Origin of the sequence: Streptomyces sp. 6-11-2 (assembly GCF_006540305.1) — a bacterium.
Taxonomy (GTDB): domain Bacteria; phylum Actinomycetota; class Actinomycetes; order Streptomycetales; family Streptomycetaceae; genus Streptomyces.
Genome location: NZ_BJOR01000002.1, coordinates 318,524 through 339,185 on the forward strand (window position 1 = coordinate 318,524; position 20,662 = coordinate 339,185).

The window sequence follows — 20,662 nt, forward strand, 5'->3', positions numbered from 1 at the left end:
CCACAGATGTTAGACGTCTGCTAATCATGTCACATGATGAATCGCCGGGCTGTTACGGTGATCGCCAAGGTGATCGGCTGTGCGATCTCCACCCTCAAAGTGCCGGGCCTGCATGGCTCAAATTACATGCTCGTGTACGACTCTGACGTCAGGGGCCAGCCGTTAGGCAAACCCCTCATCTCCGGTGGCTCCCGAGCCGGAGAGCTGGTGCCCATCGCCACAGGAAGTGCCGCCCGTGCTGCCGAAGTTCGGCCGCCGACTACGTAGGTCTCACCTGTGACTGGGCTGGTGCGAAAGAGGGATCCGCATCAGCCGGCGCTGAGGCCGACCTTCTGACCGCGCGCGACGCCGCCGTCGACGCTCTGTTGAACATCGACGGCTGAGGCTGAACTCAAGTAGCGCTTGATCATCACGAACGCCGTCGAGACTCCGGCCCCGATACGGGCCGCCGCCGGCGCTCGGCCCCATGACGTACTCATCGATTCCGCTCAACTACGCCCACCCGGCAGCGCGGTAGCTGCGCAACTACTTCCGGCTGGCTGGAACCGGCTTTAAAACCAGCCCAATCGTGCCCGTCAGGTCCTGGCCGGCCCCCTTCTCCAGGAACCGGATCGTCGAGGCCTGGCCCAGCCGAACCGCCTCGGCTCGTTCCTGCACCCCTGTGAACCGAACTCGGCCCCGATGCCGCGGGCATCGATGAGGCCCTCGAGGGCGTGCTCGCTCTCATCCCCTTCCGACACCCTTCGTGAAGCAAGGAGCCAGTCATGAACAGCGCCGCCGGCGTCACCGACAGCGGCCTGGCCATCGTGAACTCGATGCCACGTGAGGAATTCGTCCAGAAACTCTTCGACTCCTGCCACCTGCCGGTGCTCACGTGGGCCGAGAACGTCGAAGCCGCGCGGCCCTACGACACCGTTGAGAGTCTGCTCGGCCGGGCCACGAGCGCAGTCGACGGACTCAGCCCGGAGGAGGTGGTCGCCGCACACACCGGCCTGACCCGAATCGGCGCCCCGATCGCCGGCACCGACGCCGAGGCTCGCTGGTCACGCTCGGAGTCAGCAGGCGTGGGAACCGAAACGGAACTGCTCGCACGTCTGGCGGCGGCCAATGAGGCATACGAGGAGCGCTTCGGCCACGTGTTCCTCATCAGCGCCACCGGCCTCACCGGGTGGGACATCGTCGAAGCCATCCGGGCACGCCTGGGAAACGACGAGGCAGCCGAGACAGAGCAGATCAAGAGCGAGCTCAAGAAGCTCATGGCGATCCGGCTGCCGAAGCTGCTGCATGAGCTGGCCGAGCCGGGCACCTCCTACTGACCTGATCGAAGAGAGGAATGGACCCGATGTCAACCGTGAACGCATCAACCATCCTTCGCACGAGTCCCAAGGTCGGAGTCGACGGACGGAAACTGCCTGAGGGAGCCGAACCCGGTGCGCTCGGCCGGCTGCGTCACGCCGCCGAACTCGGCCTCGATGGGGTCTTTTTCCGCTCGATACTCGAAATGAGCGAGACACTCGATCCGGGCGAGCTGCGCGAGGTGCGCGCACTCGCCGACGAACTCGGCCTCTACCTGGAAGCCGGGGTGGGGAAGGTCAACCCGTACGCAACTCCCGAGACGCCGGAGATCCGGATCCTCGGGGACGGGGATTATCTGCGCGGGATGGAACGCATGATCCAGGCTGCGGCAGAGATCGGCATTCACGAACTCTGGACCGGAACCGCCAACTACAAGTTCGGGTTGCCCGGCTACTTCGTGTTCGACCGGTTCCGCACGGATGCCCCGTGGCCCGACCAGCTCACCGCGACCGTCAAGGTGCTCAGGAGCCTGGCCCCCGTGCTGAACGAGACAGGCTCGCATCTCAACCTCGAGACCCACGAGGAGATCACCAGTTTCGAGCTCGTGCGCATCGTCGAGGAGGTGGGCCCGGACACCGTCGGCATCACCTTCGACATCGGAAACGTGCTGGTCCGGGCAGAGGACCCCGTGAAGGCCGCCCAGCGCGTCGCCCCGTACGTGCGGATGACCCATGTCAAGGACGCCGGACTGTACTTCACCGATTTCGGGATCGGTCATCAACTCGTCCCCGTGGGCCAAGGCGTCATCGACTGGGAAGGCGTGTTCGGCGTTCTCCGGCTCGAAGCGCCACATGTCAACCTCTCCATCGAGAATCCCCAGCTGCGCTTCGAGATGCCGCTGCACGTCTATGACCCGACCTGGCGCGCGGCGCACCCCGACCTGACGACCGACGAGCTCGCGGCGATCGTTCAGATGACGGTCGTTCACGAGAGCAGGATCCGCGACGGGCTGGCGCCCACCCGAGAGCAGGTGTACGCCGCGCCGTGCGAGTCGGAAGACCAGCTCGCGTTCATCACCGAGAGTGCGGCGTTCATCCGCGAAACGCTGGCGAAGGTGGCTGGGAGAGGCGACTGCTGATGAGGGTCGGACTCTCCTGTGAGTACTTCCCGGGCAGCCGGGACCGCTCAGCTCGTGCCACCCTGCATCGCGTGGCCGAGGAAGGCCTGGACGGCGTCGCGTTCGCGACTCCCCTCCTGGTGAGCAGCCGGCTGGATCGTCATGAACTGGTGGAGATACGTGACTTGGCGGCCGATCTCGGCCTGTACCTCGAAGTCGGCATCGGTGCCATCGCGACACCGGACCGTGTGATCCCGGCGGTCGAGGCCGAGTCACTGCTCGATGCCTGTCTGGTCCTGGGCAGCACCGAGATCACGGCCTACACGAAGCTCGATCGCTTCGACCCCGGGCACTCGTTCGCGGCTCAGCTGGACGGCGTGGTCACGCTCCTCACGGGGCTCGCCGCGAAAGCACGGAACGCACATGCGCACCTCAACCTGGAGACGCACGAGGACCTCACGTCCACCGATGTGCTTCGGGTGGTGCAGGCCGTGGGCCCGGACGTGGTGGGCGTGACCTTCGACCTGGCCAACGCCGTCGTACGGGGCGAGCACCCGCTGCATGTGCTCGAACAGCTCGGGCCGTACGTGCGCCAGACGCAGCTCGAGGACGTGACCCTCAGCCTGACGAAAACCGGTCTGAGACGGCATCTGGCGCCATGCGGCGGTGGCATCACCGACTGGGCCGAGGTCATCGACGTACTCGGCGCGCTGGCGGAACCGCCGAACCTCACTGTCGAACAGCACAGGGGCCAGTTCGACATCGAAGTCTTCGACCCCATCTGGGTCGGCGCGCATCCCGATCTCGAGCCGGCCGGAGTGCTCGCGCTCGTGGCCGAGGCGGTGCGCGGTGCCCGTCAGGACGGGGACGGGACGTGGTTGCAGCTCTCCCCGGAGCCACAAGCGCGAGGGGAGCGGGAGTTCTTGGAACACCTTCGGCTCAGCGCGGATCACCTCCGCCTTGTGCTCGCAGAAAGCAGCAGGACCGACCGCACGACGGCGGACGGGCGAGAGACCGGCCGCCCCCTTGGCGGCGGTGGCACCTATGAGGGAGTACAAGGATGATTCGTGGAACGCGCAAGCGTGCGGCGGGGGTGATGGTCACTCTCTGCCTCGCGCTGTCGGCCTGCACCATGAGCACGGATACCGCCTCGAGCAACCACGACGGGACCGGGCCGATCACCATCGGTTTCATCGGCGGCATGAGCGGTGTGTTCGCCCCGTACGAGAAGCCGGCCCTCGACGGCGCCAAACTGGCCGTCAAGGAGATCAATGCGGCTGGGGGAGTCAACGGCCGCCGGCTCAAGCTGGTCACCGAGGACAACAAGTCGGACATCAACGAGAGCGCGCGTGCCGGACAGGCGATCCTCGACGATGGAGCGGTCGCTTCCCTTGTTCCCGTGGACCTCAACTACGGCGGAGGAGCCGCGCAGGTCATCCAAGGTGCCGGCAAGATCGCGATGTCGGTCGGGGGTGGCAGCACCCAGTGGGCGAAGTTCGGTCCGCTCGTCTACAACGTCGGCACTACGGCGACCTCGGACGGTGCGGCGATGGCACAGTTCGCCCACGACAAGGGGATCAAGGACGCCTACCTCATGGTCGACACCATCTCGGACTTCAGCCAGGAGCTCTGCGACGGCTTCAAGACACGGTTCAAAGAGCTCGGCGGCAGGATCCTCGGGAGCGACACGTTCAACAACAAGGACACCTCGCTCGGTGCCCAGATCACCCGGATGAAGTCGGCCGCCCGGCAGCCGGGCATCATCGCCAACTGCTCCTTTCCTCCTGGTGGCGCGTTGATGGTCAAGCAGCTCCGCGATGCGGGCATCGACTCGCCGTTGATCTCGAGCAACGGAATGGACGGAGACTTCTGGTTCAAGAACTCCATGCCGAACCTGTCCGGTGTCTACACGGTGGACTGGGCCTCGGTCTGGGGTGATGACCCGGCTCCTGGTGTCAACAAGCTCGTCAAGGATCTGGCGAAGGCGCAGGGCAGCCAACCGCAGAACCAGTTCGGTGTCACCGGCTACATCGCGGTGAAGGCCATCGCGGCGGCCATGCGGAAGGCCGGTTCCACCGACGGCGACAAGGTGGCCGCGGCGCTCAACTCGTTCAAGCACGAGGACGTGGGCATTCCCCTCACCTTCGACAAGGACTTCCACATGGACCGAACGCGGGAGTACCGCATCCTGCAGGTCGTGAACGGGCGTCCGAAGTTCGTGACCACAGTCAAAACCGCGGGCAACTAGAAACGCATTCGCGTGGGCCGGGCGCCAACTCGGCCCACGCGGAAGGACGGAGAAGTTGTGACCCAGATACTCCAGTACGTTGTGGACACATTGAGCCTCGGCAGCCTCTACGCCCTGTACTCGTTGGGTATCGCCGTTGTCTTCGGCATCGCCAGGCTCATCAATTTCGCGCACGGCGAACTCATCATGATCGCCGGCTTCACCCTGCTGCTGCTCGACGGCTGGCCTCTGCCTCTCCGGCTGGCCGCGGCCTGTGTGGCTGCGTTGATCGCGGCCGTCCTGATGGAGCGGCTCGCGTTCCGGCCCGTCCGAGGTGCCAAGGACGACACGTTGCTGATCACGTCGTTCGCGGTGAGCTTCTTCTTGCAGAACCTGTTCATCGTCATGTTCGGGGCGCTGCCCCAGGGCACTCTGCTACTCCCCGCTCTCGGTTCCTCGTTCAATGTCTTCGGGGTCTCCATCGGCAAGCTCGACGCCGCCACGATCATGGTCACCTTCCTCAGCCTCGCGGCTTTGACCCTGTTCCTGACCCGGTCGTCGCTGGGGATCCAGATGCGTGCGTCGGCCGAGAACTTCCGGATGGCCCGCTGCCTGGGTGTTCCCGCCAACCGGGTCATCGCCACTGCGTTCGCGATCAGTGGTCTGCTGGCCGCGTTCGGCGCGGTCATGATGGTCACCCGCACCGGTCTGACTTCGCCGGTCATGGGTGTGACACCCGTGTTCGCGGCCTTCGTCGCGAACATCATCGGTGGTCTCGGGCGGTTGAGCGGGGCCGTGCTCGGTTCGTACCTCCTGGCCGGCCTGACGGTCGCCTTCCAGGCCCTCCTGCCGGTGGGCCCCCGTTCCTACCGTGACGCATTCGTGTTCGGCGCCCTGCTTCTCGTGCTGGTCGCACGGCCGAACGGACTGTTGCGGGCAGTCGCGACGGAGCAGCGAGTCTAAGGAGCGCAGATGCCCAATCCGACCAGTATCAAGCGGCAGCCACTTGTCCCACTCACGACACTGGTGGCACTGTGCGCCATCGTGACCATCGCCGTCTACGGCTCGGTCGCCCTTGGCAACGACTCACTCAATCGAGCAGTCGCGCTCGGTATGGTGAGCCTGATCGCCGTTGTCGGTCTGCACGTCTTCATCGGGAATTCCGGCGTGGCCTCGTTCGGGCACGCCGCGTTCCTCGCCATCGGTGCGTATGTGACGGCGGCCGTCAGGGTTCCGGCGGCCACCAAACAGGCGATGCTTCCCGACCTGCCGGGCCCTCAGACGACACCGTTTCTGGCCGTCCTGCTGGGAGGACTCGCGGCGGCGGTCGTCGCGTTCACCGTGGGTCTGGTGCTGATGCGACTCAACGGCCTCGCAGCAGGTCTGTCCACCTTCGCCCTGCTCTCGATCGTGTATGTCATCGCGTCGAACACTCGCAAGGTCACCGGTGGCGTCAGCGGTGTCTTCGGCGTCCCACAGACAACCAACTCGCTCACCGTCCTGCCCTGGGTCCTGTTCTCCATCCTGGTGGCCTGGGCATTCGCCCAGACCCGGTTGTGCCTGCGGTTGAGGGCTTCCAGAGAGGACGAGGTCGCCGCCAGGTCGATCGGCATCGACGTGCTCTGGGAAAGGCTGGGCGCCTTCACCCTGAGTGCCTTCCTCACCGGGATCTCCGGCTCGCTGATGGCCATGTACCTTGGGTCGTTCAACCCGGACGCGTTCTACCTCTCGATCACGCTGATCATGCTGGCCATGCTCGTCGTCGGTGGTGTGACATCCCTGTCGGGCGCAGTCCTCGGAGCGATCTTCGTCTCCGCGCTGCGCGAGTTGCTTCGCATGGTCGAACGAGGCGTCGAAGTCGGAGGGGTGGCGATCCCGCGGTTCGACGGGCTGCAGCAGCTCGGCACCGCCGTGGTCCTTCTCCTGGTGCTCCTGTTGCGGCCCCGAGGCCTGACCGAAGGACGGGAGATCCTGCACATGGGTACGAGTTCCCTGTGGCGTCCGGTCCGAGGCCTTGTCCGGCGCCGCGACGATGCAGCGAGCCGGCATGCCGACGAGACCAGGAGCAACAGCGACGCGGAGGCAAAGGCATGAACGCCACGGTTCGCACGGAAGCGGTCAGCGTGCATTTCGCCGGAGTCAAGGCGCTCCAGGACGTCGACCTCGAGCTCGCCCAGGGCGAAATCCTGGGTCTGATCGGGCCCAACGGGGCCGGGAAGACCACATTGGTCAACGTGCTCTCCGGCTACCAGAACCCCACCACGGGGCGGGTCTGGCTCAACAGCACCGACCTCACACGCCGTGGGCCCGCACGCCGCGCCAAGGAAGGCCTGGTCCGGACCTTCCAGAACGTGCGGCTCTTTCCCGAACTGTCCGTTCTGGACAACATCCTGCTCGGGGCCCTCGGCACCGGACGGAGGACGGCCGACGGACTGCGCCTGGCCACCTCTCTCCTCGAGTCCGCTCACCTGACGAACTGGGCGCGCACGGAGGCCCGCGCCCTGCCGTACGGCGCGGCAAGGCGGCTCGGCATCGCCCGGGCCCTTGCGACACGACCACGGTTCATCCTCCTCGACGAACCGGCCGCCGGCCTCAACGACAGCGAGAGTGCGGACCTCGTCGAGCTCCTCAGGATGATGCCCGCGGAATTCGGAGTCGGGCTCCTTCTGATCGAGCACGACATGCATGTCGTCATGTCCGTCAGTCAGCGAATCCACGTGCTCGACTTCGGCAGGACCCTTGCTGTGGGCACCCCCGAAGAGATCAAGCTCAACCCCGAGGTACAGCGTGCGTACTTCGGACGCCCCGTGGAGGTGCCACATGCTCAGGGTGAATGACCTGACGGTCCGATACGGCGCGGTCACCGCCGTCGACCGCGTGTCGCTCGAGGTTCCCGAGGGCAAGGTCATCGCCCTCGTCGGAGTCAATGGCGCCGGCAAGTCATCGACACTGGCGGCGATTTCCGGTCTGGTGAAGGCGGAGAGCGGCAGCGTTGAACTCGACGGAGAACAGCTGTCGCGGCTGCCGCCCGAGACCGTCGTACGCAGAGGGATCGCACTGGTTCCCGAGGGCCGCGAGATCTTCGCGAGCCTCACGGTCGAGGAGAACCTCCATCTGGGCACATTGGGACGCGGCGACCGTGGCAGCGCCAGGGAAGCCACCGAGGAGGTGCTGGAGCAGTTCCCGGTGCTCCGGAAATACCTCAAGTCCTCGGCGGGGAAGCTCTCCGGAGGCGAGCAGCAGCAACTCGCCATCGCGCGGGCCCTGCTGTCCAACCCCCGCGTACTGCTCCTCGACGAGCCGTCGCTCGGTCTCGCTCCCCAAGTGGTCGACCTGGTCTTCGACGTCATCGACGGGCTTCGTGACCGAGGCGTGACCGTGCTGCTCGTGGAACAGAACGCGACGCGAGCCATCGAACTCGCCGACTTCACCTACGTGCTCAGGCTCGGCAGGATCGCCGACCAGGGCAGCCGTGACGCGATCCTGAGCCGGACCGACCTGATCTCGCTTTACCTGGGAGGCTGAATGAACTCCGTCGTGGTGAAGAACGCCCGTTTCGTCAACGAGCCGGGTCAGCACGACATCGAAATCGAGGCAGGCCGCATCCGCCGCATCACGCCGGCCGGGGAAGGGGGCAGTGCCACCGATGCACTCGACGCTCAGGGCGGTTTGGTGACGCCGTCCTTCGTCGACGCGCACTTCCATCCGGACAAGGCCCTGACGTTCCCCCGGGTGGGACCCATGGGACAGGGTTCCCCAGTCGACTCCCTGGCCGTCGGCGCACGTATAAAGGCAGCCTTCACGGTCGACGACGTCACCGATCGGGCCAGGCGGGGCATCGAGGCCGCCGTCACGAGCGGGGTCGGAGCGATTCGAGCACAGGTGGACGTCGACTCCGCCATCGGACTGGCGGGCCTCCAGGGCATCCTCAAGGTCAAGGCGGAGCTTCACGACGTGGTCGACCTCCAGATCGTCGCCTTCCCCCAAGAAGGAGTCGTCCGCGATCCTGGTGCCCTTGACCTGCTCCGGGAGGCGCTCACCATGGGGGCGGACGTCCTGGGAGGCGGTCCCGACAACGAGGGCGACCCGGCCCTCCACCGTGCCCATCTGGACCAGTTGTTCGAGCTTGCGGCGGAGTTCGACGTCGACCTCGACCTGCACGCCGACATGGACGAGGACCCCAGCAGGCGCGCGCTGGAACTGATCGCGGAGCGAACCCTCGCCCATGGTTGGCAGGGCCGAGTGAACGCTGTGCACTGCTGTGCGCTCGCGGCGTACCCGGACGACCTCGCCCACCGTGTCATCGAGCAGGTCGCCCGGGCGGGCATTCAGATCTGTATTTGCCCGATCGGCAACCTTCAGCTCGTCGGGGGAGACGTCACACCGCGCGGTCGAGGAAGCTCGCGTCCCAAGGAACTGCTGGCCGCCGGCGTGAATGTGGCCGCCGGAACCGACAACCTGCACGACATGTGGTTCCGCTTCGGGAACCTCGACCCCGTGGAGACGAGCCGGATCACGTGCCTGGCCGCTGGTCTGCGCACCGACCAAGAAGTGCTCGACGGCTTCGCCATGGTGACCGACCGAGCGGCGGCCTACCTCGGCCTCGGCGGCTACGGCATCGCTCCGGGCAATGACGCGGATCTCGTGATGTTCAGTGCGGACAACCTCAGCGACGTCATGCGAGGCGCCCCCGGTACGCGCACCACCCTCAAGAGGGGCCGAGTGGTCGCCCACCGGGAGACCACCGCCAGGATGGTCCGAAGCTGAGTCCAAGAGGCAAGCAACAGTTGGCTAGCCTGGCGCACACGTGAATTCAACGGACGTCTCACACAGAGGAAAGGTTGACCATGCAGAGGGCTTCGCGGATGTCACTCGTCGACATTGTGGTCAACGAACTCCATGCGGAGATCAAGGCGGGTCGCTGGAAGGTCGGCGACCGGATTCCGCCGGAGTCGGAGCTGGTCAACCTGCTGGGCGTGAGCCGTGTGTCCGTTCGCGCAGGTGTGCAGTCACTGGTGCATGCCGGCCTCCTGGCCACCCGCCAAGGAGACGGGACCTTCGTCGTTGCCACGGACGTGACCGACGTGGCGCTGCGCCGGCGGTTGGAGAAGGCCAGGCAGGAGCACGTTCTGCAGGTTCGGTACGCGCTCGACGTCGCTGCCGCGCGGCTCGCGGCGCTCAACCGTACCGAGCGTGATCTGCGCGGCATGACGGCCGACCTCGAGGCGCGAGTGGAAGCCTTCGCCACGCGCGATGTCGAGGCGTTCGTCGCCGCTGATGTCGCCTTTCATCTGAAAGTGGCCGTGGCAACACACAACCCGGTCCTTTCGGACCTGTACGGCAGCCTGGTCGGCACGTTGGCCGAAGCCATGCGTCGAGGCTCATGCCTTGAGACTGAGGAAGCCGCGGGCGGCGAGGCGCTGCACAAGGAACTGTTCAGAGCGATCCGCGATCGAGAGGTCGACAAGGCCGTTGACACCGCGTTCGGCCTCGTCGATGCCAGCATTTGGGAGGTCGAGACCGGGAGCGAGCACGGGAGAGGGAATCAGGACAGCTGAACCCGGCACCACTGTTCCACCGGAGAGTTCGTCGAGCTGTCGTCGACCAGGGCGGTGAAGGCCGCGGCCGTCAGCGGGGCACACCGGCCCACGGGCTTCGGCGCGCGACCTGCTCGCGTTGACGCGTGGGGGCCCGGCGCCCGGACTCAGCCCTCCGACGCCGCGCGCACCAGCGCGGCCATCACCCGTACGTCCTCGCCCATCTCCGGGTGCCACTGCACGCCCAGCACGAAACGGTCGCCGGGCAGTTCCACCGCCTCCACCGTGCCGTCCGTCGCACGGGCCGAGGTACGCAGGCCCTCGCCCAGGCGGTCCACCGCCTGGTGGTGGTACGTCGGGACGCACGTCTTCTCCGGTACCACGGCCGCGTACCGCGTGCCCGCCACCGGGGTCACCGGGTGGGAGCCGAAGACGCCGACGTCCTCGGTGTGGCCGTCGATGTGCTGGACGAGGGTGCCGCCGAGCTCGACGTTCAGCAGCTGCATGCCGCGGCAGATGCCGAGCAGAGGCGTGCCCGAGTCCAACGCCGCCCGGATCAGGGCGAGTTCCCAGGCGTCACGCTCCCGCGCGGGCGGCCCGGTGCGCGGCTCGCGCTCGGCGCCGTAGCGCTCCGGCTCGACGTCCGGGCCGCCCGCGACGACCAGCCCGTCGAGGCGGGCGACCACCGACGCTGCGTGGGACGGATCGTCCGGTGGCAGCATGACCGCGAGCCCGCCCGCGGCCTGCACCAGCCGCGGGTAGACGGCGGGCAGCAGCGCCGCGGGCAGCTCCCAGACCCCCCAGGACGCCCGGGACTCCAGATAGGTGCTGACGCCGATGAGCGGCTCGCCCACTGTGTGCTCCTTCATGGTCCTCAGTCGCGTTCCCACGCGGCTTGCGCCGCCGCGAGCGCCACAAAGCGCTCCATGGAACGGATTCATACCTTTGTGTCGACGGTGGCGGGAAATCAAGCCCCGTGCGTGACGTTGCCGTGAACCGTCCGCTCACGTCAGGAAGCCGCGCAGCAACGCGGCCGTGCCCGCGCAGTGCTCGCGCATCATCTCCCGGGCGCCGTCGACGTCCCCGTCCAGCACGGCCTCGACCAGGGCGATGTGCTGGCGCTGCGAGTGCTCCAGGTTCCGCACCAGCAGCGGTATGCAGTCCAGCAGGTCGTTCACGGTCGCGCGTACGGCCGCGTACTGCGCGGTGAGCGTCGGCGATCCGGACAGCTCGGCGAGTGTGAGGTGCAGCAGCGTGTCGAGCCGGCGGTACTCGGTGAGCGGCGCGTCGTGCGTGCGGGCGAGCGCGTCCCGCAGCCGCTCCGCCTGCTCGGCGGTGAGCCCGTGCGCCGCGCACAGCCCGGCCGCGCCCACTTCCAGCACCTCCCGGAACCGCAGGACATCCTCGACGTCGACCTCCTCGATGCGGCGGCGCAGCTCGTCCTCGCCGGGGGCGGCCGCCTTCGGCAGGACGAACGTTCCGCCGTAGCGGCCGCGCCGCGACTCCACCAGACCCTGGTCCTGGAGGACCTTCAGCACCTCGCGCAGCGTCACCCGGCTGATGCCGAGCCGGTCCGCCAGCTCCCGCTCCGACGGCAGCCGCTCGCCGCCGGGCACCAGGCCCAGCCGTACGACCTGGAGTATCTGCTCAAGAGCCTCCTCGAAACCGTTCCCCGCCCGCACCGGCCGCAGCACCGGAGTCAGCGGGTCGTCCGTGAAGGCACCCTCGCCCGCGTCCGTCTGCGACATCCGACCGCACCCCTTCCCAAGCAATGGTTCTCGGCAATACCTTATAGGTCTCGGCTGACCGAAGGAGGCTTTCCCGTGGCAGACCGCACACCCCCGCTCAGCGTCGAGGAGCTTCGCGCCCTCGTCGCGAGCGGCGAGATTGATACTGTTGTCCTCGCCTTCCCCGATATGCAAGGGCGGCTCCAGGGCAAGCGGTTCGCCGCACGCTTCTTCCTCGACGAAGTGCTCCGGCACGGCACGGAGTGCTGCAACTACCTCCTCGCCGTCGACGCGGAGATGAACACCGTCGAAGGCTACGAGATGTCCTCCTGGGACCGCGGCTACGGCGACTTCGCGATGCTCCCCGACCTCGCCACCCTGCGCCGGGTGCCCTGGAACCGAGCCACCGCGATGCTGATGGCCGACCTCGCCTGGGAGGACGGATCACCGGTCGTGGCCGCGCCCCGCCAGATCCTGCGCCGCCAGCTCGAACGGCTCGCCGACCTCGGCTACACGGCCAACGTCGGCACGGAGCTCGAGTTCATCGTCTTCAAGGACTCGTACGAACAGGCCTGGGACGCCGGTTACCAGAACCTCACCCCGGTCAATCAGTACAACGTCGACTACTCGGTCCTCGGCACCGGCCGCATCGAGCCGCTGCTGCGCCGCATCTGCAACGAGATGAGCGCGGCGGGCCTGACCGTCGAATCCGCGAAGGGCGAGTGCAATCCCGGCCAGCACGAGATCGTGTTCCGCTACGACGATGCCCTGGTCACCTGCGACCAGCACGCCGTCTACAAGACCGGGGCCAAGGAGATCGCCGCACAGGAGGGCTACGCCCTCACCTTCATGGCGAAGTACAACGAGCGCGAGGGGAACTCCTGCCACATCCACCTGTCCCTCGCCGACGCGGACGGCAACAGCCTCATGGCCGGGGACGGACCCGGCGGAATGTCCCCCGTGATGCGGCACTTCCTCGCCGGGCAACTGGCCGCGCTGCGGGACTTCTCCCTCCTCTACGCCCCCAACATCAACTCCTACAAGCGCTTCCAGCCCGGCTCCTTCGCGCCGACCGCCGTCGCCTGGGGATACGACAACCGCACCTGCGCGCTGCGCGTCGTCGGCCATGGCCGGTCGCTGCGCTTCGAGAACCGGCTGCCCGGCGGAGACGTCAACCCGCATCTCGCGGTCGCCGGCCTGATCGCCGCGGGTCTCCACGGTATCGAGCAGCGGCTGGAGCTGCCCGACGAATGTCCGGGCAACGCCTACACCGCCCGCTACGAACACGTCCCCAGCACCCTGCGCGAGGCCGCCGAGCTCTGGGAGAACAGCCCGATCGCCAAGGCCGCCTTCGGTGACGAAGTGGTCGCGCACTACCGCAACATGGCCCGCGTCGAACTCGACGCCTTCGACGCCGCGGTCACCGACTGGGAACTCCGCCGCTCCTTCGAACGCATGTGAGGCCCTTCTTGTCGTACGAGCACAAGGACCACGAGGACAGGGACACGTACGTGCACGAGCACCAGGTACTGAACCCGGCGACGGAAGAAGTCATCGCGACCGTCCCCGCCGCCACTCCCGAGGACGTCGACGCGGCCGTCGCCCGCGCGGCTGTGGCCCAGACCCGCTGGGCCGCCCTCGCGCCCGCCGACCGGGCCAGGCTGCTGCGCCGCTTCGCCGCCACCGTCGACGAACACCTCGAAGAACTTGCGCAGTTGGAGGTGCGCGAGGCCGGGCATGTCATCGGCAACGCGCGCTGGGAGGCGGGCAACGCCCGCGATCTGCTCGACTTCGCCGCCGGGGGAGTGGAACGCCTGTCCGGGCGCCAGATCCCCGTCCCCGGCGGACTCGACATCACGATCCTCGAACCCCTCGGGGTCGTCGGTGTCATCGCGCCGTGGAACTTCCCGATGCCGATCGCCGCGTGGGGGACCGCACCCGCACTCGCGGCCGGCAACGCCGTCCTCCTCAAACCCGCGGAGACGACCCCGCTGACCGCCCGCCGGCTCGCCGAACTCGCCCTGGAGTCAGGCCTTCCGGAACACCTCTTCCAGGTGCTGCCCGGCGCGGGCGACGTGGCGGGCAACGCACTCGTCGAGCACCCCGGCGTCGCCAAGATCGTGTTCACCGGATCCACCCGCGTGGGCAAGGCGATCATGGCCAAGTGCGCCGCTCGCGTGAAGCGTGTGACCCTCGAACTCGGCGGCAAGAGCCCCAACATCGTCTTCGCCGACGCCGATATCGAGGCCGCGGCCGCCGCCGCGCCCATGTCGTTCCTCGACAACGCCGGGCAGGACTGCTGCGCCCGCACCCGCATCCTCGTCCAGCGCTCGGTCTACGACCGCTTCCTGGACCTGCTCACGCCCGCCATCGAGTCCGTCGTTGTCGGCGACCCGAGCGACGAGCGCACCCAGATGGGCCCGCTGATCTCGAAGGTCCAGCTGGAGCGCGTACGGTCGTATGTCAGCGACGACCTGAAGGCGATCCGCGGCAGCGCGCCCGAAGGGCCCGGCTTCTGGTTCCCGCCGACCCTCGTCACCGACGTCGACCCGGCCGCGCCCATCGCCGCCGAAGAGGTCTTCGGCCCGGTCGCCGTCGTCCTGCCCTTCGAGGACGAGGCCGACGCGGTACGGCTCGCCAACGCGACCGAGTACGGCCTGTCCGGATCGATCTGGACACGGGACGTGGGCCGTGCGCTGCGCGTGTCCGGCGCCGTCGCGGCCGGGAACCTCTCCGTCAACTCCCACTCCAGCGTTCGCTACTGGACCCCGTTCGGCGGCTACAAGCAGTCGGGGCTCGGCCGCGAACTCGGCCCGGACGCGCTCGCCGCTTTCACCGAGACCAAGAACGTCTTCATCAGCAGCGTTTCCACCAGCACGAACAGCACGGAGGGCTGAGCACTCATGACCGACACCAGCAACGTCTGCCGCCGCCTCGTCGGCCGTACCGCCGTCATCACCGGTGCGGGCAGCGGCATCGGCCTCGCCACCGCGCGCCGCCTCGCCTCCGAGGGCGCGAACGTCGTCTGCGGCGACATCGACGACACCGCGGGCAAGGCAGCCGCCGACGAGGTCGGGGGCACCTTCGTGAAGGTGGACGTGACCGACACCGAGCAGGTCGAGGCGCTGTTCAAGATCGCGTTCGACACCTACGGCTCCGTCGACATCGCCTTCAACAACGCGGGCATCTCGCCGCCGGACGACGACTCGATCCTGGAGACCGGCCTGGACGCCTGGAGGCGGGTCCAAGAGGTCAACCTGACCTCGGTGTACCTGTGCTGCAAGGCCGCCATCCCCTATATGCAGCGTCAGGGCCGCGGTTCCATCATCAACACCGCGTCGTTCGTGGCCGTCATGGGCGCCGCCACCTCGCAGATCTCCTACACCGCGTCCAAGGGCGGCGTGCTCGCCATGTCGCGCGAGCTGGGCGTGCAGTTCGCCCGCGAGGGGATCCGCGTGAACGCGCTCTGCCCGGGGCCCGTCAACACCCCGCTTCTCCAGGAGCTGTTCGCGAAGGACCCGGAGCGGGCGGCGCGACGCCTCGTGCACATCCCGGTCGGGCGGTTCGCGGAGGCCGACGAGATCGCGGCCGCGGTCGCGTTCCTCGCGAGCGACGACTCGTCCTTCGTCAACGCCACCGACTTCCTCGTGGACGGCGGGATCTCGGGCGCCTACGTCACGCCGCTGTAGTCCCCTTCACTGAACGTCATCTCGTAGAGAGTCCAGGCCGGAAAGTTCGGAGCCGTCCAGCATGCGGATCCCGCTGGAGCGGCTCACCTTCACGGGAGTGCGGCGTGCCCGGGGTGACGACGGCACCGTCCTGCGCAGCAGGCGAGGTCGGCGGGTGTCGTCCGATGAGGCAGCACTGACTGTCTCATCGGACGACCTGCCGACCTCGCGAGGCGGGCACGCCTGATCGCCTGTGGGTCTGCGGGACGGTCAGACGGTGAAGTGGTGCGTGCCGGAGCCGACCTGATAGACCGTGCAGCCGTCCTTCTGGCGCAGGAACGTCCCCTGAGTGTGAGTGACCGCCTCCGGGGCGGACGCGGGGATCCACACTTCGGCGGTCGTGTTGGGCGGCACCGTGCAGGTCAGGGTGAAGCGGCCGGCCTGCTGCCGCCATCGTGTGGAGACGGGCCCGTAGACCGAGGTGAACGTGGCACGGGAGGAGGTGACGGCTCCGCCCGGACGGGGGCGGATGACGATCTCGCGGTAGCCGGCCCGGCCCGCCGAGATGCCGGCGATGTTCGCGTACATCCACTCTCCCACCGAGCCGTAGGCGTAGTGGTTGAAGGAATTCATGCCCGGGTCCTGAAAACCGCCGTCGGGCCGTATGGAGTCCCAGCGTTCCCACATCGTCGTGGAGCCCCTGTCGATCTGGTAGCCCCAACTGGGGAACGAGCGCTGCTGCAACAGGCGATACGCGACGTCGGTGTGCCCCGTGTCGGTCAGGACGGGCAGCAGCCGGGGCGTGCCGAGGAAACCTGTCGAGAGGTGCCAGTCCCTGGCCTCGATCAGGGCGACGAGCCGGTCGGCCGCGGCCTTCCGCAACCCGTCCGGCATCAGGTCCATCGACAGTGCGAGGACATAAGCCGTCTGTGTGTCGCCCTTGACCCTGCCGTCGGAGGTGACGTAGGCGTTCCGGAACGCCTCGCGTACTCGTCCGAAGAGGTCGAGGTACGAGGCGGGGTCCTTGCCGAGCTCCGTGGCCATCCGAGCCGCGAGGTCGGCGCTGTGCGCGAAGTACGCGGTGGCGATGACGTCCTTGGGGGTCTCGTCGTCGACGTTCAGCCAGTCGCCGTATCCCTCAGCCGGGCGCAGGAGCCGGTCGCTGTGCTTCTCCAGGTACCTCAGCCAGGCCTGGACGGACGGCCAGGCGTCGGCCAGGACCTGGCGGTCGCCGTATGCCTGGTAGAGGGACCAGGGGACGGTGACGCCCGCGTCGCCCCAGCCGGCGGTGCCGCCGCCGAGTCCGCCGACATCCGGTGCCACGTTCGTGAACGCGCCCTCCGCGGTCTGGGCGTCCCGGAGGTCGACGAGCCACTTGGAGAGGAAGCGGGCCGACTCCATCGTGTAGGCGGCGGTGGGCGCGAAGACGTTGATGTCTCCCGTCCATCCCAGGCGCTCGTCCCGCGCGGGCGTGTCCGTCGGCACGGAGAGGAAGTTGCCGCGCAGCCCCCATGTGATGTTGTGGTGCAGTTGGTTGAGCATCGGAACGTCGGTCTCGAAGTCGAGTGTGAACGGTGCTGACGTATGCATGACACGCCCGGTGACGGCCCTCGGCGAGGGAGTGCCGGGGAATCCGGTCACCTCGACATAGCGAAAACCGTGGACGGTGAAGCGGGGCTCGTAGCTCTCCTCCCCGTGGCCCTTGAGGGTGTACGTGTCGGTCGCCGACGCACTCCGCAGGTTCGCCGTGTAGACGGTGCCGTCGGGGTTGAGTACCTCGGCGTGTCTGAGCCGGACGGTGCTTCCCGCGGCGCCCGACACGCGCAGGCGTACCGAGCCGACCATGTTCTGGCCCAGGTCGAACACGAAGACACCGGGCTTGGGTTCGGTCACCTTCTTCGGTGTCAGTTCCTCGGCCACGCGTACCGGACCGGCCTCCTGCGCGACGATCAGGCCGGGGCCGATGTCGCCGGCGTCGCGCACACTGAACCAGCTCCCGTCGTCGAAGCCGGGCGAGGTCCAACCGGGGGTCTCCTTGCGCGCGTCGTACGTCTCGCCACCATGGAGGTCGGCGGCGACGATCGCCCCGGAGGCGGCCCGCCAGGCGGGGCCCGATGTGATGCGCTCACTCGTCCCGTCCGCGTACTCCACCTCCAACTGCGTCAGCAGCGAAGGGTGTTCGCCGTACTGCTGAGGACCGAACATGCCGACGTCGCCCGCGTACCATCCGGGTGCGAGATACACCCCGATGGCGTTGGCGCCGGGCCGCAGGAGCGTGGTGACGTCGTACGTCTGGTACTGGACGCGGGTGCGGTAGTCGGTCCAGCCGGGGGCGAGATGGTCACGGCCCACACGGCTGCCGTTGAGGTGAGCCTCGTAGAGGCCGAGCGCCGTGGCGTACAGCCGCGCGCGGGACACCTTCCGGCTCCGGAGCCGGAACTCGTGGCGCACCTGGGTGACGGCGTACGTCACCGGGGCGACCCTTCCCCAGGGCCCACCGCCCCACGGGGCCGCCACCCTCGCCGCCGGCCAGTCGCCGTCGTCGAAACCGAGCCCGCGCCAGTCGGCCGGAGGCTCCTGGTCCGTGGCCTTCCAGGACGCGTCGGTGACCGTCCTCTGCTCGCCGGAAGCGGTACGGACCGTGAGAACGGCGATGACTCCCGCCGGGCCCGGGGACGCGTTGGTGGCGGAGACGGCGATAACGTTGTCGCCGGTGCGCACCCGGTCCAGTACGTCGATGACGGCCGGGCGGCGCCAGCCGTCGTTGTCGGTCTCCAGGTCGGTGCGGGCCACCTCGACTCCGTTCACGGAGACGGCGTACACGTTGTCCGCGCTGATGACGAGTGTGGCCGCGGTGATCCCGTCGGGCAGCTCCGCGGTCCCGCGGAACCAACGGGTGACCGCCGGAACACTGCTCGCCGGATCACCCTCGGGGAACCAGATCCAGGAACTGCCCTCCAGGGACGGCACGTCCGTGAGGCTCGCCGGAGCCGAAATCCAGTCGGCCGTCCACTCCCCGGCATCCATGAGGCCGGTCTCCCACCACGAGGGCTCGCTCCAGCCGGAGGCCCGGCCCTCGGCGTCCCATACGCGTACGGACCAGAAGTAGCGTGTCCGGGGTTCGAGCCCAGGACCCGCGTACGGTACGAGGACGGACTCGCCGGACGCGACCTTCCCGCTGTCCCAGACGTCCGGACGGGGCAGGCCCGTTGCGCTGGTGGCGACCCGGATCTGATAGGCGCTCTGACGCATACCGGGCTTGTCGGCGGTCAACGGCCAGCTCAGCCGGGGGCGTTGCGCATCGAGACCGAGGGGGTGCTGGACGTACTCCACGGTCGGCGCCGTGACGCGCAGGCCGTCGTGCCCTGCGTGCGCATGCGCCTGGGCAGGTTCGGACACTGGCACGGCCGCCGCCGGTACCGAGTCCAAGGTCGCCGCCGCGACTGTGGCGGCCGCTCCCGCCAGAACACTCCTCCTACTGATCACTACGACTCCTCGTCCAGGAATGGGTGAATCGATTCAGTGGCGTTGAGTGTGGGTAACGTAAGGGCGGGCGAGGTGAAGGTCAATCGGTGTGCAGGTACTTTCGCAAGCGTCCTAAGTTCCGCTGCCACTCCGAGCGAGGCCGGCGCGTGACGTGGACGCGAGGTGATTGAACGGTTTCAATCACGAGTTCACGCGCAGGGCGCGGCCGGCGATCAGCTCACGCCAGACCTCGAACTTTTGCTCGGCCGGGCAGGCAAGCCTGGTCCGGATTACGCCGGAGCGGCCGGGCCCGTGCCGTCGGGCGTGAAACCGGGCGTGAACGTGACGGGCAGGCGTTCGGGGCCGCGCAGACCGCCTGAACTCCACCGCAGCTCGCCCGGCGGTACGGCCAAGGCGAGACCGGGGAGGCGGCGCAGGGCACTCCCGATGGCGACCTGACCCTCCAGCCGGGCCAGCGGGGCGCCCAGGCAGTAGTGGATTCCGTGCCCGAACGCGAGGTGGGCGTTGTCCCGACGGGTGATGTCCAGACGATCGGGTTCCGGGAACCGCGCCGGATCCCGGTCGGCGATGGCGGAGGCCACCAGCACGGTGGCGCCGCGCGGGATCCTCACGCCCGCGATCTCGACGTCCTCCCGCGCGAAGCGGGCGATGCCGGGGTTTACCGGTCCGTCATAGCGCAGGAACTCCTCGATCGCGTCCGGCAGCAGCGCCGGATCGTGCCGCAGCAGCTGAAGCTGGTCGGGATGGGCGAGCAGCGCGGCGATGCCGCCGCTGATCAGATTGACCGTGGTGATGTATCCGGCCACCAGCAGCAGGAACGCCATGGCGATCAGCTCGTCCTCGTCCAGCCGCTTCTCCTCGTCCCGAGCGATGATCAAAGCGCTGAGCAGGTCGTCTCCGGCGTTGGCTCGCTTGGCTTCCAGAAGCTTGATCAGGTACGCGCGCATGTGCTGCCAGGCGCCGTCGACCACGGCCGGGTCGGGCAGCTCGGGACCCCGGAGGATCATGTCGTCGGTCCACCGCTGGAAGTCGTACCGGTCCATCGTGGGCACCCCGAGCAGCTCGCTGATCACGGCGACCGGTAGCGGCAGCGCGAGGCCGGCGACGAGATCCGCGCAGCCGGCCGGCACGATCGTGTCGAGCAGCCCGTCGGTGATGGTCTGGACACGGGGCCGCAGCTCGGCCACCCGGCGCGCGGTGAACGCCTTCGAGACCAGGCGACGCAGGCGGGCGTGGTCGGGCGGGTCCGCCCGGAGCATGGTGCTCAGCATGGACTCACGCTCCGTCGCGGGCAGCTGTCGCAGAAGCCGGGGGTCCGAAGCGTCGCGGACGTCGCTGCTCAGGCGTGGGTCGCGCAGCGCGGCGAGGCCGTCCTCGTAGCGCGTGACCAGCCAGGCCTCCAGGCCGCCGACGATGACCGCGCGCCGCACCGGGCCCTCCTCGCACAGCTGTCGGTAGAACGGGAACGGGTTTGCCGCGAAGGCCGGATCGGCATAGGGAAGCAGGAGCGGCTGCTCGCTCATCGTCGTCTCCCGAAGTACGTCGAAGTGCTGCTTCACGGAACGTCTGGGTTCGCCACGGACTGCGCGGCGGATTCAGCAGAC

General features: G+C 68.1%; 18 protein-coding genes. 14 read left to right on the plus strand and 4 right to left on the minus strand.

All coding sequences use genetic code 11. The features are described 5' to 3' along the window. Positions 1–36 precede the first annotated feature (36 nt). The 11 genes from TNCT6_RS42255 to TNCT6_RS37615 all read left to right on the plus strand — a co-directional run bounded on the left by TNCT6_RS42255 (position 37) and on the right by TNCT6_RS37615 (position 10,198). Complete coding sequence (locus TNCT6_RS42255) at positions 37–267, plus strand: EutN/CcmL family microcompartment protein (RefSeq protein ID WP_373996271.1); 231 nt, start codon at positions 37–39, stop codon at positions 265–267. A gap of 497 nt (positions 268–764) precedes the next feature. Further along, a complete protein-coding gene (locus tag TNCT6_RS37570) occupies positions 765–1,316 on the plus strand; it encodes a 2-oxo-4-hydroxy-4-carboxy-5-ureidoimidazoline decarboxylase (RefSeq protein ID WP_141367631.1) in 552 nt (183 codons plus the stop codon). 26 nt (positions 1,317–1,342) lie between these two features. Further along, positions 1,343–2,434 (plus strand): sugar phosphate isomerase/epimerase, encoded by a 1,092-nt coding sequence (locus TNCT6_RS37575; RefSeq protein ID WP_141367633.1) that lies wholly within the window; start codon positions 1,343–1,345, stop codon positions 2,432–2,434. Between the two features lie 71 nt (positions 2,435–2,505). Then, positions 2,506–3,477, plus strand: a complete 972-nt coding sequence (locus TNCT6_RS37580) for a sugar phosphate isomerase/epimerase (protein ID WP_172633295.1) — start codon at positions 2,506–2,508, stop codon at positions 3,475–3,477. Then, the gene (locus TNCT6_RS37585) at positions 3,474–4,661 is read left to right on the plus strand and encodes an ABC transporter substrate-binding protein (RefSeq protein WP_141367637.1); all 1,188 of its coding nucleotides are present in this window, start codon (positions 3,474–3,476) and stop codon (positions 4,659–4,661) included. The genes TNCT6_RS37580 and TNCT6_RS37585 overlap by 4 nt, the downstream gene beginning before the upstream one ends. Positions 4,662–4,673: 12 nt before the next feature. Beyond that, the gene (locus TNCT6_RS37590; RefSeq protein WP_216372882.1) at positions 4,674–5,603 is read left to right on the plus strand and encodes a branched-chain amino acid ABC transporter permease; all 930 of its coding nucleotides are present in this window, start codon (positions 4,674–4,676) and stop codon (positions 5,601–5,603) included. Positions 5,604–5,612: 9 nt separating this feature from the next. Next, the gene (locus tag TNCT6_RS37595; RefSeq protein ID WP_141367639.1) at positions 5,613–6,734 is read left to right on the plus strand and encodes a branched-chain amino acid ABC transporter permease; all 1,122 of its coding nucleotides are present in this window, start codon (positions 5,613–5,615) and stop codon (positions 6,732–6,734) included. Then, positions 6,731–7,477 (plus strand): ABC transporter ATP-binding protein, encoded by a 747-nt coding sequence (locus TNCT6_RS37600; protein WP_141367641.1) that lies wholly within the window; start codon positions 6,731–6,733, stop codon positions 7,475–7,477. Before TNCT6_RS37595 ends, TNCT6_RS37600 begins: the two co-directional genes overlap by 4 nt. Beyond that, complete coding sequence (locus TNCT6_RS37605; protein WP_141367643.1) at positions 7,461–8,165, plus strand: ABC transporter ATP-binding protein; 705 nt, start codon at positions 7,461–7,463, stop codon at positions 8,163–8,165. Before TNCT6_RS37600 ends, TNCT6_RS37605 begins: the two co-directional genes overlap by 17 nt. Continuing rightward, complete coding sequence (locus TNCT6_RS37610; protein ID WP_141367645.1) at positions 8,166–9,407, plus strand: amidohydrolase family protein; 1,242 nt, start codon at positions 8,166–8,168, stop codon at positions 9,405–9,407. 98 nt (positions 9,408–9,505) lie between these two features. Next, the gene (locus TNCT6_RS37615) at positions 9,506–10,198 is read left to right on the plus strand and encodes a FadR/GntR family transcriptional regulator (RefSeq protein WP_253266519.1); all 693 of its coding nucleotides are present in this window, start codon (positions 9,506–9,508) and stop codon (positions 10,196–10,198) included. Between the two features lie 146 nt (positions 10,199–10,344). Here TNCT6_RS37615 and TNCT6_RS37620 read toward each other — a convergent pair whose 3' ends face one another. Next, entirely contained in the window at positions 10,345–11,046 is a 702-nt protein-coding gene (locus TNCT6_RS37620) for a gamma-glutamyl-gamma-aminobutyrate hydrolase family protein (protein ID WP_172633296.1), read from the minus strand. A gap of 135 nt (positions 11,047–11,181) precedes the next feature. Further along, a complete protein-coding gene (locus TNCT6_RS37625) occupies positions 11,182–11,925 on the minus strand; it encodes a FadR/GntR family transcriptional regulator (protein WP_141367649.1) in 744 nt (247 codons plus the stop codon). Positions 11,926–12,000: 75 nt separating this feature from the next. On the opposite strand from TNCT6_RS37625, the gene TNCT6_RS37630 reads away from it, so the two are divergent. The 3 genes from TNCT6_RS37630 to TNCT6_RS37640 are packed head-to-tail and all read left to right on the plus strand — an operon-like array spanning position 12,001 to position 15,593. After that, positions 12,001–13,365, plus strand: a complete 1,365-nt coding sequence (locus TNCT6_RS37630) for a glutamine synthetase family protein (RefSeq protein ID WP_141367650.1) — start codon at positions 12,001–12,003, stop codon at positions 13,363–13,365. Between the two features lie 8 nt (positions 13,366–13,373). Beyond that, positions 13,374–14,801, plus strand: coding sequence for an aldehyde dehydrogenase (locus TNCT6_RS37635; protein WP_253266520.1), 1,428 nt, complete (start codon positions 13,374–13,376; stop codon positions 14,799–14,801). Positions 14,802–14,807: 6 nt separating this feature from the next. Further along, positions 14,808–15,593 carry a 3-oxoacyl-ACP reductase gene (locus tag TNCT6_RS37640; protein ID WP_141367651.1) on the plus strand — a complete coding sequence of 262 codons (786 nt, stop codon included), beginning with the start codon at positions 14,808–14,810 and terminating at the stop codon, positions 15,591–15,593. A 249-nt stretch (positions 15,594–15,842) separates the two neighbouring features. On the opposite strand, the gene TNCT6_RS37645 is transcribed toward TNCT6_RS37640, so the two are convergent. Then, positions 15,843–19,058 (minus strand): alpha-L-rhamnosidase, encoded by a 3,216-nt coding sequence (locus TNCT6_RS37645; RefSeq protein ID WP_141367652.1) that lies wholly within the window; start codon positions 19,056–19,058, stop codon positions 15,843–15,845. A 269-nt stretch (positions 19,059–19,327) separates the two neighbouring features. Beyond that, positions 19,328–20,581 carry a cytochrome P450 gene (locus TNCT6_RS37650; protein ID WP_141367653.1) on the minus strand — a complete coding sequence of 418 codons (1,254 nt, stop codon included), beginning with the start codon at positions 20,579–20,581 and terminating at the stop codon, positions 19,328–19,330. Between the last annotated feature and the right edge of the window lie 81 nt (positions 20,582–20,662).